General features: G+C 37.1%; 16 protein-coding genes. 1 reads left to right on the top strand and 15 read right to left on the bottom strand.

All coding sequences use genetic code 11. From position 1 onward, the window contains the following. Positions 1–134: 134 nt before the first annotated feature. Positions 135–836, top strand: coding sequence for a CDP-diacylglycerol--serine O-phosphatidyltransferase (gene pssA / locus MKX31_RS05320; protein WP_000285422.1), 702 nt, complete (start codon positions 135–137; stop codon positions 834–836). 29 nt (positions 837–865) lie between these two features. On the opposite strand, the gene MKX31_RS05315 is transcribed toward pssA, so the two are convergent. From MKX31_RS05315 to leuB, 15 genes are all read right to left on the bottom strand, one after another. Further along, entirely contained in the window at positions 866–1837 is a 972-nt protein-coding gene (locus MKX31_RS05315) for an NAD(P)-dependent oxidoreductase (protein ID WP_340980242.1), read from the bottom strand. Between the two features lie 147 nt (positions 1838–1984). Beyond that, positions 1985–2161 (bottom strand): DUF4025 domain-containing protein, encoded by a 177-nt coding sequence (locus tag MKX31_RS05310; protein ID WP_088048382.1) that lies wholly within the window; start codon positions 2159–2161, stop codon positions 1985–1987. Positions 2162–2228: 67 nt separating this feature from the next. Next, positions 2229–3248 (bottom strand): histidinol phosphate phosphatase domain-containing protein, encoded by a 1020-nt coding sequence (locus MKX31_RS05305; RefSeq protein ID WP_064476665.1) that lies wholly within the window; start codon positions 3246–3248, stop codon positions 2229–2231. A gap of 13 nt (positions 3249–3261) precedes the next feature. Continuing rightward, positions 3262–3585, bottom strand: coding sequence for a phosphoribosyl-ATP pyrophosphatase (hisI, locus tag MKX31_RS05300; RefSeq protein WP_064476666.1), 324 nt, complete (start codon positions 3583–3585; stop codon positions 3262–3264). A 10-nt stretch (positions 3586–3595) separates the two neighbouring features. Beyond that, positions 3596–3901, bottom strand: coding sequence for a phosphoribosyl-AMP cyclohydrolase (gene hisI, locus MKX31_RS05295; RefSeq protein ID WP_340980239.1), 306 nt, complete (start codon positions 3899–3901; stop codon positions 3596–3598). Beyond that, positions 3898–4656: an imidazoleglycerol phosphate synthase cyclase subunit gene (gene hisF / locus MKX31_RS05290; protein WP_064476667.1), complete on the bottom strand. Its 759-nt coding sequence runs from the start codon at positions 4654–4656 to the stop codon at positions 3898–3900. Before hisF ends, hisI (MKX31_RS05295) begins: the two co-directional genes overlap by 4 nt. Next, the gene (gene hisA / locus MKX31_RS05285; protein WP_088048381.1) at positions 4650–5369 is read right to left on the bottom strand and encodes a 1-(5-phosphoribosyl)-5-[(5-phosphoribosylamino)methylideneamino]imidazole-4-carboxamide isomerase; all 720 of its coding nucleotides are present in this window, start codon (positions 5367–5369) and stop codon (positions 4650–4652) included. The genes hisF and hisA overlap by 7 nt, the downstream gene beginning before the upstream one ends. Further along, positions 5342–5971, bottom strand: coding sequence for an imidazole glycerol phosphate synthase subunit HisH (hisH, locus tag MKX31_RS05280; RefSeq protein ID WP_000560364.1), 630 nt, complete (start codon positions 5969–5971; stop codon positions 5342–5344). Before hisH ends, hisA begins: the two co-directional genes overlap by 28 nt. Further along, complete coding sequence (hisB, locus tag MKX31_RS05275) at positions 5972–6556, bottom strand: imidazoleglycerol-phosphate dehydratase HisB (protein WP_001206365.1); 585 nt, start codon at positions 6554–6556, stop codon at positions 5972–5974. It lies immediately after the preceding gene. Beyond that, positions 6556–7845 carry a histidinol dehydrogenase gene (gene hisD, locus MKX31_RS05270; RefSeq protein WP_088048380.1) on the bottom strand — a complete coding sequence of 430 codons (1290 nt, stop codon included), beginning with the start codon at positions 7843–7845 and terminating at the stop codon, positions 6556–6558. Before hisD ends, hisB begins: the two co-directional genes overlap by 1 nt. A gap of 11 nt (positions 7846–7856) precedes the next feature. After that, a complete protein-coding gene (gene hisG, locus MKX31_RS05265; RefSeq protein ID WP_001244476.1) occupies positions 7857–8492 on the bottom strand; it encodes an ATP phosphoribosyltransferase in 636 nt (211 codons plus the stop codon). Further along, positions 8468–9730 carry an ATP phosphoribosyltransferase regulatory subunit gene (gene hisZ / locus MKX31_RS05260; RefSeq protein ID WP_064476670.1) on the bottom strand — a complete coding sequence of 421 codons (1263 nt, stop codon included), beginning with the start codon at positions 9728–9730 and terminating at the stop codon, positions 8468–8470. Before hisZ ends, hisG begins: the two co-directional genes overlap by 25 nt. Before the next feature lie 308 nt (positions 9731–10038). Next, positions 10039–10620, bottom strand: a complete 582-nt coding sequence (leuD, locus tag MKX31_RS05255) for a 3-isopropylmalate dehydratase small subunit (protein WP_064476671.1) — start codon at positions 10618–10620, stop codon at positions 10039–10041. Next, positions 10598–11992, bottom strand: coding sequence for a 3-isopropylmalate dehydratase large subunit (gene leuC / locus MKX31_RS05250; RefSeq protein ID WP_064476672.1), 1395 nt, complete (start codon positions 11990–11992; stop codon positions 10598–10600). The genes leuD and leuC overlap by 23 nt, the downstream gene beginning before the upstream one ends. Continuing rightward, positions 11992–13056, bottom strand: a complete 1065-nt coding sequence (gene leuB, locus MKX31_RS05245) for a 3-isopropylmalate dehydrogenase (RefSeq protein WP_340980235.1) — start codon at positions 13054–13056, stop codon at positions 11992–11994. The genes leuC and leuB overlap by 1 nt, the downstream gene beginning before the upstream one ends. Between the last annotated feature and the right edge of the window lie 15 nt (positions 13057–13071).

Raw genomic sequence — 13071 nt, 5'->3', positions numbered from 1 at the left:
CAAATCATTCCGCTATGAAATCTTTCACAAATTGGGAATTTTTTTCGTATGAGGAAGAAATTTATGGTATGATAAAATAAGTAAAATTTCATAAACTAATTAAGAATTTATTACAGAAAGCAAGGGATCAGATTTTGTATAGAGCAGCTATTCCAAACTTATTTACGCTCGGAAATTTATATAGTGGATTCTTATCAATCGGCTATGCATCTTTAGGATATTATAAATCAGCTGCTATTTTAGTACTTATCGGGATGATGTTAGATAGTCTTGATGGACGTGTTGCTCGTTTATTACGTGTTGATTCACAAATGGGAAAAGAGCTTGACTCGCTGGCGGATGTCGTAACATTTGGTGCAGCACCTGCTGTTCTCATGTATTACACATCTTTCTCCAATTACGGAATCATCGGACTATACATAGCGGGACTATTCCCTCTTTTCGGAGCATACCGTTTAGCACGATTTAATGTAACACCATCTTCTACTTCAATGAAATATTTCACTGGCGTACCGATTACAGCAGCGGGAGGGCTTGTTGCTTTCTTAACATTATTTTCACATACCATTCCAAAAATCGTTCTTATTACAGTATTTGTAACGTTCGCATTTTTAATGGTGAGCCGCATTCGTATCCCAAGTTTAAAAGATGTACCAATTCCACGATATAGCATCATTATTACACTATTTCTAGTTGGAATCATTATAACAATGTACCAAACAGGGTTCGGTAATTTTTCTGTTTTCTTATTCATTGCTATTCCACTATATATTTTGTATATGCTATCTCAATTTCTCAGACAAAGACCGTCTAAAAGAGCAAATAAAGAAAAATAAGAAACCTTCCGATTCCGGAAGGTTTCTTTTTATTTTGTAACTACTACTTTTTGATTTACAGGTGTTACAGGCTCTTCCCCTTTTAATACGGCTAAAATATTTCTTACTGCCATTTCAGCCATCGCATCACGCGTTTCGAACGTTGCATTTCCTACGTGAGGAGCAAGTACTACATTCTTTAATCCTTTTAGCTCTTCTGTAATTTTCGGTTCAAATTCAAACACGTCAAGAGCTGCTCCTTCAATTTCATTCGTTTTTAATGCATGAGCAAGTGCCGCTTCATTCATAATTGGTCCACGTGAAGCATTTACAATATACGCTGTTTTCTTCATCATTTTAAACTGTTCATCATCAATCATATGATGCAATTTCGGATTATAAGCACAATTAATTGTAATAAATTCTGCTGTTTGTAATAATTCTTCCAATGTTACATATGTTGCTTCCAGTTCACTTTCAGCTTCAGGCTTTCGATTTGGTCCTGTATATAAAACATTCATTCCAAACGCTTTCGCACGCTTTGCAACTGCCTTTCCGATTTCTCCAAGACCAATAATTCCAATTGTTTTACCGTGTACTTCACGGCCTAAGAAAAATAATGGTGCCCATCCATTAAATCCAGTTGTACGACATAATGTATCGCCTTCAGGAATTCTACGTGCAGCTGCTAAAAGAAGTGCAAATGTTAATTCTGCTGTCGCTTCAGTTGATACTTTCGGTGTATTCGTTACCGCAATCCCTTTTTCTCCGGCATACGAGTAATCAATATTATCGTAACCAGCACCGTAGTTTGCAACAATCTTCAAATTAGGTGCCGCATCAATAACTTCTTTTGTCACCTTTGTAGAAAGTAGACTTAACAATGCATCTTTATCTTTTACACGATCTGTTAATTCATCTAAAGAAATTAATGCATCTTTATCATACATTTCTACATCATGATCCTTTAATAGTTCTAATCCGATTGCTGGAATTTTCCCTGCTACTAATATTTTTGCCACTACTAACACCTCTTCTATAAAAAATAAGATATCTCTTATCTTTCATTGTAAGAAATCCACCTATAAAAACCAAGGAATTTGATCATAGTTTTGAAAATCGACATTTTTTCCCCATAAGAAAAGAGGAGATCCATCTCTCCCCTTTTCTTACGCTTTCTCTTGCGATTCTTGTCCAAGCTTTGCATCGATCGTTCCCTCTGCAACTGTATCGCTAATTTGTTCCTCAATAACTGATTGAGATGTAGCATTCGTTTCAGAAGTATAAGCTTGTTGCTGTGCACCTTGTACATCTTGTACATTTTGTTTATTTTGTTGTTTCGCCATTTCTTACCCTCCTTCTTATTCTTTCTTATTTTGAACAAAAAGGGTGGTTTTCATCAAAAAATCGTGATCATTTTGAAATTGTTACTTCTTCTTCCAGTAATCTCATCGTTCTTACTCGTTTCGTAAATGTAGCTATGTGAGAAATATCATGATTACGTAACGTCTTTATATTCTCTGCCACATATTTTCCTAAATCATTCGGATAATGAGCATCTGAGGAGAGAGTAACTGGAACGCCATACTTAGCTAATACTTGTAAATATAGCGGACTTGGACACATTTCGCGTACAGGATAGCGATAGTACAATCCTGCATTTATTTCCGTTGCCGTATTTGTTTCTACTAACGCACGCGCAATTTCCTTATAATATGAAAGTTGTTCATTTTCATCTAACCGATAATTAAATACTTTTATGTTATCAAGATGAGCTATAATATCAAATAAATTAGAGCGAACTGTACACTCAACCGTTTTGAAAAACGTATCATATAAAGCATATAAGTCATGTTCTTTAAAATATTCTTTCGTATCTGGATTATCAAATCCCCAGCCATTTAAAAAATGAACAGAACCAATTACATAATCAAAATCTCCTAATGCGAGTAAAGATTGTAATTCTTGTTCACCACCAATAAAATAATCCGCTTCAATTCCAAGTTTTAGCATCACGCCTCGTTTACTCCATCGTTCTTTCGCCTCTTCAATTGTCTTTGTAAAATCATGCAGTGACGCTACCCTTACTTGACCTAACCATTCCTTCTGTAAACGACCAAGCCCTGAATCACTTATATCGACATATCTTTCATAGTATTCTTTCGCTTCATAAAAACGGTATAAATGATCGACAATACCAACTTCTTTTATACCTTTTCGCAAAGCTTCTTCTAAATATAAATCAATCCATTTCGTTGTAAATGGCCCTTCTTTCACACGTCTTTGCAGGTGTTCTTGTGTTTTCACAAGCCATTCCATAGAATGTTTTTCTTCTTTAAGCGGTTCATAATGTTGCAATGCTTCATTTATTTTAGCTAGCCATCCTATTGAATATGGCCCTTCTTCTAAATGAATGTGATAATCCACCTTCATCTACATTTCCCCCTTATAATGTATCTATTTCACTTCTGTCCCCTACTCGCGAAAGCTTCCCATTTCTTTCTGTCACTTCCTCCATAACATCTTCTAATGATATATTTTTTTCAGCTAATAAAACAAAGCAGTGATACAATACATCAACCATTTCTTTCACTAATTCTTTTTTGTCATTATTTTTAGATGCGATAATTACTTCCGTGCATTCTTCACCAATTTTCTTTAAAATTTTATCTTCTCCTTTTGAAAATAAATAATTTGTATACGATTCAGGAAGTGGATTTCCCTTTCGTTCTTCAATTGTTTCAAATAGTAATTTAAAGGCATTTTCCATATGTATCCCCCTATATAATTTTGTAGTGAAAACATGTTTTCTCTCCTGTATGACAAGCAAGTCCCACTTGCTTTACGACAACAACAATTGAATCTTGATCACAATCTAAATAAAGAGATTGCACATATTGGACATTTCCTGATGTTTCTCCTTTGTTCCATAACGATTGTCTTGAACGAGAATAAAACCATGTTCTTTTCGTTTCTAGCGTTTTTTCATATGCTTCTTCATTCATATAAGCTAGCATTAAAACTTCTTTTGTCCCTTCTTCAATTACAACTGCTGGTAATAATCCTTTTGAAAAGTTAGGTTTCATAACCGCACCTCAACATTTGCATTTCTTAATTTTCTCTTTACGTCCTGCACTGTCGCCTCACCATAATGAAAGATGGATGCCGCAAGTGCTGCATCAACTGTTGTCTTTTGAAAAACTTCTATAATGTGATCAACATGACCACATCCGCCTGACGCGATGACTGGTACGGAAACGCTTTTTGAAATTTCTTCTGTTAAACGAAGATCATACCCGTTTTTCGTTCCATCTGCATCCATACTCGTTAACAAAATTTCGCCTGCCCCTAGCTCGGCAACGCGTTTTGCCCATCCGATTGCATCCATACCCGTATCAACTCTTCCGCCGTTCACATAAACATTCCACTTTTCTTCTGCTACTTTTCTAGCATCAATTGCTACGACAATACATTGTGAGCCAAAGTGTTCTGCCCCTTCTTCGATTAGCTTTGGATTTCCCACTGCCGCTGAGTTGATTGAAACTTTATCCGCTCCAGCTCTTAGTAAATTGTACATATCTTTAACACTTGAAATCCCCCCGCCAACTGTAAGAGGAATAAATACTTTCGAAGCTGTTTTTTCTACAACATCTATAATTGTTTTTCGTCCTTCATGCGTTGCCGTAATATCTAAAAATACAATTTCATCTGCTCCCGCCTCATTATATAAAGCGGCTATTTCAACAGGATCACCGACGTCTTGTAACCCTATAAAATTTACACCCTTTACGACTCGGCCCTCTTTCACATCTAGACATGGAATAATGCGTTTCGCTAACATAACTTTGTTACCTCTAGCACTTCTTCTAAATCAATCGTTTTCTCATAAAGAGCCTTACCAATTATGACGCCGTATATATTCATATCATTTAATTTTTTCACATCTTGAATAGATGCCACTCCTCCAGAAGCAATAAGACGAATGCTCACGCTTTTTTGTAGTAACTCCAATTGCTCTAAATTCGGCCCTGCAAGTGTCCCGTCTTTCGAAATGTCTGTAAACACAATCGTTTGAACACCTACATTCTCCATTTGCTTCGCTAAATAAATGTAAGAAATTTCAGACACATCAAGCCAGCCTCTCGTTGCTACGAAACCATTTTTCGCATCAATTCCAACAATGATTTTCTCTTTATATAGAAGAACTGCTTCTTCTAAAAATTCCTTATCATAAAGAGCAGCTGTTCCTAAAATCACTTTATCTACACCTACTGACAATAACTTCTCTACCGCTACAAGTGATCGAATTCCGCCTCCAACTTGCACAGGAATACGTATTGCCTTGCAAATTCTTTCAATAACGAGCAAATTTACTGACTCGCCAGCAATTGCACCATCTAAATCAACAATGTGCAACTTTTTCGCTCCCAATTTTTCGAATATAATCGCTTGCGCAACCGGATCTTCATTCATTACTGTTTCTTTACTAAACTCTCCTTGATAAAGTCTAACGCATCGCCCCTCTTTTAAATCGATAGCTGGGAAGATTTCCATGCCTCTACCACCCCTTTGAAATTTTTCAACATTTGCATTCCAATGTCACCGCTTTTTTCAGGATGAAACTGTGCGCCGTATATATTTCCTTTTGCTACAAAACCAGGTACTTTCACTCCATATTCACTTATCCCATACACAATTTCATTTGGACAATCTGCATAATAAGAGTGAACATAATATACGAAAGAACCGTCCTCTACTCCATTCCAAAGTGCTATTTCTCCCTCTTTCTTTAACTCATTCCATCCCATATGTGGAATTTTATAAGGAACCTTTAACTTTCGAATAACACCTGGCAATAAACTTAATCCGTTACAGTCTTGTAGTTCCTCACTTTTTTCAAATAAAAGCTGCATCCCTAGGCAAATGCCCAGAAGCGGTTTTCCTGAACTCCCGACTTCTTTTAATACACGCACTAAATTTTTTTCTTCCAATACATCCATCGCTTTCGGAAATGCACCTACTCCTGGTAAGATTACTCCATCACTTCTAAAAATCTTTTCTTTATCACCCGTTACGATGTACTCTGCTCCAATATATTGTAATGCTTGTTCCACACTGCGAATATTTCCCATTCCATAATCTATAATAGCAATCAATTACAACATCCCTTTCGTGGAATTTACACCAGTAATGCTGGCATTTCTTTCGACTGCTTCTCTAAGCGCTCTACCAAACGCTTTAAATAACGCTTCAACTTTGTGATGTGTATTGCTTCCGTATAAAATGCGAGCGTGTAATGTAATATTGGCAGCATGAGCAACTGCTCTAAAAAATTCTTCTGTTAGTTCTGTATCAAAATCCCCTAGCTTCGGATTCGTTAATTCTCCTTGAAACACAATATATGAGCGCCCGCTAATATCAATTGCGACAAAACCTAAAGATTCATCCATCGGTACATATGCGGAGCCATAACGGTTAATCCCCTCTTTATTTTGCAATGCTTCTTTCAAACAATTTCCGAGTACAATTCCAACATCTTCAACTGTATGATGCGCATCAACGAATACATCGCCTTCCGCCTCCACTTGTAAACCGAATCTTCCATGCCTTGCAAATAAAGTTAGCATATGATCAAAAAATCCAACTCCCGTTTGTACAGAAACGTTCTTGCCTTCATCAAGCTGTAAACTTAATTTTATTTTTGTTTCTGTCGTCTCACGTATTTGACTGCACTCACGCATTATTCTTCCTCCTCAAATCTTATTTGAATTGCTCTCGCATGCGCATGTAACCCTTCTTTATTGGCAAGTTCTACAATATGATGTTGTACATCTCTTAACGCTTCCTCCGTATAAGACAGAAAGCTTGATTTTTTCACGAAATCATCGACTGATAACGGTGAGAAAAACCTTGCCGTTCCACTTGTCGGTAACACGTGATTCGGTCCTGCTAAATAATCACCGAGCGGTTCCGGTGCATATGAACCAAGAAAGATAGATCCTGCATGTTTCACATAAGCTAGAGCATTCATCGGTTCTTTTATATGTAACTCTAAATGTTCTGGAGCGATTTCATTCGATAATTGTAGCGCCTCATCTAAAGAAGGAACGATAAAGATAGCTCCATTTCTATTTATCGATTCACGTGCAATTTCGCTTCTTGGTAATGTTTCTAACTGTCTTTCTATCTCTCTTTCTACTTCTTTTGCTAACTCTATATTCGTTGTAATACAAATTGCTGTTGCTCTCTCGTCATGTTCTGCTTGTGATAATAAATCAGCAGCGATATATTTTGCATTACCGGTTTCATCAGCAATAACTACAATTTCTGACGGTCCAGCAATCATATCGATATTTACTATTCCGTATACTTCTCGTTTCGCCAGAGCGACGTACAAATTTCCTGGTCCAACTATTTTATCCACTTTTGGAATCGATTCCGTCCCATATGCTAAAGCAGCAATTGCTTGCGCACCACCTATCGTATAAATTTCATCTACTCCTGCAAGGCTTGCAGCAACTAAAATATGTGGATCAATTCCCCCTTGCCTTGGTGGTGTTACCATTACAATTTTTTTCACACCTGCGAGTTTTGCTGGCAATACATTCATTAATACTGATGAAGGGTACGAAGCCGTTCCGCCCGGTACATATACCCCTACATTTTCTAAAGGCCGAATGATTTGTCCTCTAATGATACCTTTACTCGCGCAATCGAATATAGATTGCCTTTTTTGCTTTTCGTGATACGAAATAATGTTTTTCTTCGCCTCTTGTAACGCTTCTAAAAATGAATGTTCTACAAACATACCCGCTTGTTTTATTTCTTCTTCACTTACACGAAACGCTTTAGTCTCCACACCATCAAACTTTTTTGTATAAAAAGATAGAGCCTCATCCGTACTCTTCCTTACATTTCGAACGATTTCACTTACACTTCTTTGAACAGTTTCTTCTATTATATTAGCGTTTTCTCGTAGCAATTTTATTTTCGATAACGCCTTTTGAAAATCTTCACAAACTATCTCCATTACAAGTCCCCCTATTTTCCTGACAAAATTTCTTGCTCCATCATATTTACAATACTGAATATTTCGTCTTTTTTAGTTTTTAATGCAGCCTTATTTACAATCATTCGAGCAGATATAGAACACATTTCCTCAAATACAATGAGCCCATTTTCTTGTAATGTTTTTCCTGTTTCCACAATATCAACAATTGCATCTGCCAATCCAAGAATAGGAGCAATTTCTACAGAACCTTCTATTTTGATAATTTCTACATCCTCCCCTTTATCATGAAAATAGTTAGAAGTAATATGTGGATATTTCGTCGCAATGCGTTTCTTTCGGTAGCTCTTCGGATTATACGTAGGAATAGAAGCAACACAAAACTTACACACGCCCACTCCTAAATCCAACATTTCGTAAATATCTTTCTCATTTTCCATTAAAATATCTTTTCCAACGACCCCAATATCAGCTACTCCATGTTCTACATAAGTAGCAACATCTACTGCTTTCACTAAAATAAATGAGATATCTGTATTTTTACTTTGAAAGACAAGCTTTCGTCCTTTATTTTTGAGCTCCGAACAATCAATCCCAATCTGCTCAAAGAGCGGAATCACATGTTTTTCTAATCTTCCTTTCGTTAACGCAATTTGAATGTTACGCATGAAGTTTCTCCTTCTTTCTGGACTACCCATTTCTCTTTCCATACATATTCCACTAATGATTCGTTCTTTGCCTCAACGACCGTTACTATTTGATTTTTTCTTGCAAATTGAAAGGTGTCGTTTACATTAGAGAATAAGGATAGCTCTACTTTTTTTCCGTTCTTTTGAAGCAAATTTCGTAATCTTTCCGCTTCTGCTAATCTATTTAACTCATAATGAATAATAATATCTATTCCTTTTCGTTCATATGGTTCTTGTTGCTCTTGCAGCGCCTTCACAATTTGATTGACTTGCACCGCGAGTCCAACAGCCGGCAGCATCTCTCCAAAATTTCCAATTAACTCATCATATCTTCCGCCACTAACAATTTCTTCTCCAATTTCATATATATACCCTTTGAAAATAACTCCCGTATAGTAATCTAAATGTTGGATCATACCTAAATCAATTGATATGTAAGATCCATAGCCTAGTTTTTCAATTGCTTCATATATTTCTTTCACTCTTGCAATCGCCATTTTCATTTCATTACTTGAGGCGAGTTTTTCTGCTTCCTCAATCACTTCTAAATTCCCAAATAGCCTTGGTAATTTCTCAAGTAATCTTACTGTTTCATCACATTGATCTAATTTCTTTTCTCTAATAAAATTTGATAGAGCCGCATAATTTTTACTTTCAATGTATGTCCTAAGTACTCTCTCTTCTTCCTCATGAATGGAGAGTTTTTTTACAATACATTTATATAACTGCACTTGCCCAATCTCTATTGTAAAAGATTGCACCTTCACCTTTTGAAGTGATTGAATGACGCTTATGACGCATTCAATTTCAGCTCTTACGTTATCAATCCCTATAATTTCAATACCACTTTGTACAATTTCATTATATTTTCCAGTAAGGGACTCATTCGCCCGAAATACATTCCCGCCATACGTCAGTTTAAGCGGCGTATCCCACCTCTGCGTTCCCATCACTCTCGCTAAAGGAATTGTCATATCTGGACGTAACACGATAATCCGTCCTTTTTCATCAAAAAATTTATACATCTTTTCTTCATCTATCGGTCTATTTTGAAAAGCAAAAACATCATAAAATTCAATTGTAGGTGTCCTTATTTCCTCATAACCTCGCCCTAAAAAAGTACGTCTTAATTTTTGCTCCACTTCTTCAATTAACGTACATTCTTCGAATAAATAGTCTCTCGTTCCATTTGGGTTTGCCCGTTTCCATTTTGTCATCTAAATTCTCACACCTTTCCCTTTCTAATGTATGCCCATTTCATTCACCTAAACCGAAAATAAAAAGAGCCTTGTAGACAAAATACCTACAAGGCTCTTTAGTAGAGTGTAGGTACAACGGGAATAACCCTTGTGCCTACACGTTTTCACGCTAGGTTCAAGGGCTTTATGTATGATGATGTAGTTGTGTAAGCATTTTAATAGATTGCATGATATTCATAATACTTACTCCCTTTCTCCTCTGATTTTTACATAGTATATAATACTTAATTCTGAATGTAAATACATTTTGAACATTCCGTTATTTCTTAATATAAAGTTACTTTCCTTTCATACTCTACAATTTCTTGTTCATATTGCATCGTAATACTAATTTCGTCTAGACCATTTAATAATTTCTCTTTCCACATTTTCTCGATCGTAAAATGAAATCTGTGCGTACTCGTTGTAATTACCTCATTCTCTAAATCTACTTCTATTTGTTCTCTCGCATCCGTTTTGGCAAGTTGTTCTCGCATTTCTTTATCCATTACAATTGGTAACATACCATTTTTCATACAATTCATATAAAAAATATCTGCAAACCCGCCGGCGATAATAACGCGAAAACCATAATCAGCAAGCGCCCACGGAGCATGTTCTCTTGAAGAACCGCAACCAAAATTATCACCTGTAATTAATATACTTGCTCCTTTTCTATTTTGTGCATTAAGCGGAAAATTAGGGTTTTCATGGCGGTTATTATCATAACGCCATTCATCGAATAAATATTTTCCAAATCCCGTCCTTTCAATTCTCTTTAAGTATTGCTTCGGAATAATTTGATCTGTATCAATGTTATCATTCATCAGTACTGCAGCAGTACCTTTATGAATACGAAATGGCTCCATCATAACTCTCCTTTCTAGTATCAACAAAATGACCGTATAACGCAGCTGCTGCCGCCATTGCTGGGCTAACTAAATGTGTTCGTGCCCCTTTTCCTTGTCTTCCTTCAAAATTACGATTTGAAGTCGAAGCACAATGTTCTCCTTCAGGTACTTGATCTGGATTCATTCCAAGACACATTGAGCATCCAGGTTCTCTCCATTCAAATCCAGCTTCTTCAAATATGTGATGTAGCCCTTTTTGCATCGCAGCTTCCCTTACTCTTTTCGATCCAGGTACAACGAGCGCTCGCACACCTTCTTTTACCTTTCTCCCTTTCACAACAGATGCAGCAATTTCTAAATCAGAAAGCCTGGAATTTGTACAAGATCCAATGAAAACATGCTGAACAGGAATGTCATACGTGCTTTGTCCAGGGCTTAATCCCATATAAGAAAATGCTCTTTCGTCATTTGCATCCTGCTTTTCTGGCAATTTTTCATCAATACGAACACCCATACTCGGGTTGGTTCCCCACGTAACGTACGGTGCTAAATCCGTCACATCTATCGTAATATGTAAATCATAAATTGCATCTGAATCTGTATAAAGTTCAGACCATTTCTTCTCGAATGTTTCAAAGTCATTCGGTGCATATTTACGTCCTTTTACATAAGCAAATGTTTTTTCATCTGGTGCTATAATACCAGCCTTTGCTCCTCCTTCAATTGCCATATTACAAAGCGTCATTCTCTCTTCCATCTCCATAGCCTCAATCGTCTCTCCGTAAAATTCCATTACATATCCAGTTCCAACTGCTACACCGTACTTTGAAAGGAAATGCAAAATAATATCTTTTGCGTAAACACCTTTCTGTAATTTTCCTTTTAACTCAATACCCATCGCTTTCGGCTTTCGTTGCCATAACGTTTGCGTTGCCAATACATGCTCCACTTCACTCGTACCAATGCCAAATGCTAGCGCGCCAAACGCACCATGCGTTGCTGTATGACTATCACCACAAACAATTGTTTTTCCTGGTTGTGTAAGTCCAAGTTCTGGTCCGATAACATGAACAATCCCTTGCTCTTCATCCCCGATATCTGCTAACGGCACCTGAAATTGTTTACAATTTTCCCGGAGTGTATCTAGTTGCTGTTTCGCAATGCGATCGGTAATATTCCAAACATCTTTCGTTGGAATATTATGATCCATCGTTGCGAATGTTAAATCAGATCTGCGAACCGTTCGATTTGTAAGCCGCAAGCCTTCAAAGGCTTGCGGTGACGTTACTTCATGAACAAGATGAAGATCGATATATAATAAATCTAATCCATTTTCGTTTGTCGTAACTACGTGTCTTTCCCAAAGTTTATCTAGCAGCCTTTTTCCCATTATCTCCCTCTCCCTACTAACGCTTGCTCTTCCATCTCTTGTATAACTGCCTTCGTAAATGAAGTTGTCGTCTCATCTCCTCCGATATCTACTGTACATTTTCCTAATTTAAGAACTGCAGATATCGCAGATTCAATTGCATTCCCTTCTCTCGTTAATTCAAATGATTGCCCAAGCATCATTGCAACAGAGCGCATCATTGCAATTGGATTCGCCTTATTTTTTCCGGCAATATCCGGCGCTGATCCGTGAATAGGCTCGTATAATGAAGGTCCCTTTTCTGCATGACTTGCTGATGGAAGCATTCCTAATGATCCCGCTAATACTGAAGCTTCGTCACTCAAAATATCCCCAAATAAGTTTTCCGTTACAATTACATCAAACCGTCCTGGATTCCGAATTAACTCCATCGCAGCTGCATCTACTAAAATATGTTCTAGTTCAACGTCTGGATAACGAAGTGCTACTTCTTCCGTAACAGTTCTCCATAGTTTACTAGATTCTAAAACATTCGCCTTATCAATAGATGTTACTTTTTTCTTCCGCTTACTCGCTAATTGAAAGGCATAAGAAACGATCCGTTCAATTTCATGTCGATGATACGTAAGTGTATCTGTTGCTACTTCGTCCGTTCTTTCTTTCGGATAAGAAAAATAAATTCCACCTGTTAATTCACGAACGACAACGAAATCAATTTCATCAGTGTTTTTTAATGGCGATAAATGTGCCGTTGCGCTTTCTACCGTTACAGGGCGAACATTTGCAAATACTCCAAGCCCTTTTCTTAGAGCTAATAATCCTTTCTCCGGTCTTTCCTTCGCGCTATCCCACCTTGGTCCACCAACCGCTCCAAGTAAAACCGCATCACTTGCTAAACAAGCGGCAAGCGTTCGTTGCGGTAATGGTTGCCCATTTACATCGATAGCACTCCCGCCAAAATACTCATCTTGCAAATGAAAATGATGCCCATATAACCTCTCTACCATATGCAATACTTCCTTCGCACTTTCCATAACTTCTGGGCCAACACCATCACCAGCTAAACAAACGATACGTTTTTCCAATTTCAACACTCCTTT

Source organism: Bacillus sp. FSL M8-0063, assembly GCF_038005545.1.
In the GTDB taxonomy this organism is placed as follows: Bacteria; Bacillota; Bacilli; order Bacillales; family Bacillaceae_G; genus Bacillus_A; species Bacillus_A wiedmannii.
Note: the sequence above shows the minus strand (reverse complement) of the source record. Positions and strands in the feature narration are given on the sequence as shown.

Coding starts and splice junctions, on each gene's coding strand:
- MKX31_RS05310 (WP_088048382.1), bottom strand. CDS start 2,161: ATGGCGAAACAACAAAATAAACAAAATGTACAAGATGTACAAGGTGCA.
- MKX31_RS05305 (WP_064476665.1), bottom strand. CDS start 3,248: ATGAAGGTGGATTATCACATTCATTTAGAAGAAGGGCCATATTCAATA.
- hisI (WP_064476666.1), bottom strand. CDS start 3,585: ATGGAAAATGCCTTTAAATTACTATTTGAAACAATTGAAGAACGAAAG.
- hisI (WP_340980239.1), bottom strand. CDS start 3,901: ATGAAACCTAACTTTTCAAAAGGATTATTACCAGCAGTTGTAATTGAA.
- hisF (WP_064476667.1), bottom strand. CDS start 4,656: ATGTTAGCGAAACGCATTATTCCATGTCTAGATGTGAAAGAGGGCCGA.
- hisA (WP_088048381.1), bottom strand. CDS start 5,369: ATGGAAATCTTCCCAGCTATCGATTTAAAAGAGGGGCGATGCGTTAGA.
- hisB (WP_001206365.1), bottom strand. CDS start 6,556: ATGCGTGAGTGCAGTCAAATACGTGAGACGACAGAAACAAAAATAAAA.
- hisD (WP_088048380.1), bottom strand. CDS start 7,845: ATGGAGATAGTTTGTGAAGATTTTCAAAAGGCGTTATCGAAAATAAAA.
- hisG (WP_001244476.1), bottom strand. CDS start 8,492: ATGCGTAACATTCAAATTGCGTTAACGAAAGGAAGATTAGAAAAACAT.
- hisZ (WP_064476670.1), bottom strand. CDS start 9,730: ATGACAAAATGGAAACGGGCAAACCCAAATGGAACGAGAGACTATTTA.
- leuD (WP_064476671.1), bottom strand. CDS start 10,620: ATGGAGCCATTTCGTATTCATAAAGGTACTGCTGCAGTACTGATGAAT.
- leuC (WP_064476672.1), bottom strand. CDS start 11,992: ATGGGAAAAAGGCTGCTAGATAAACTTTGGGAAAGACACGTAGTTACG.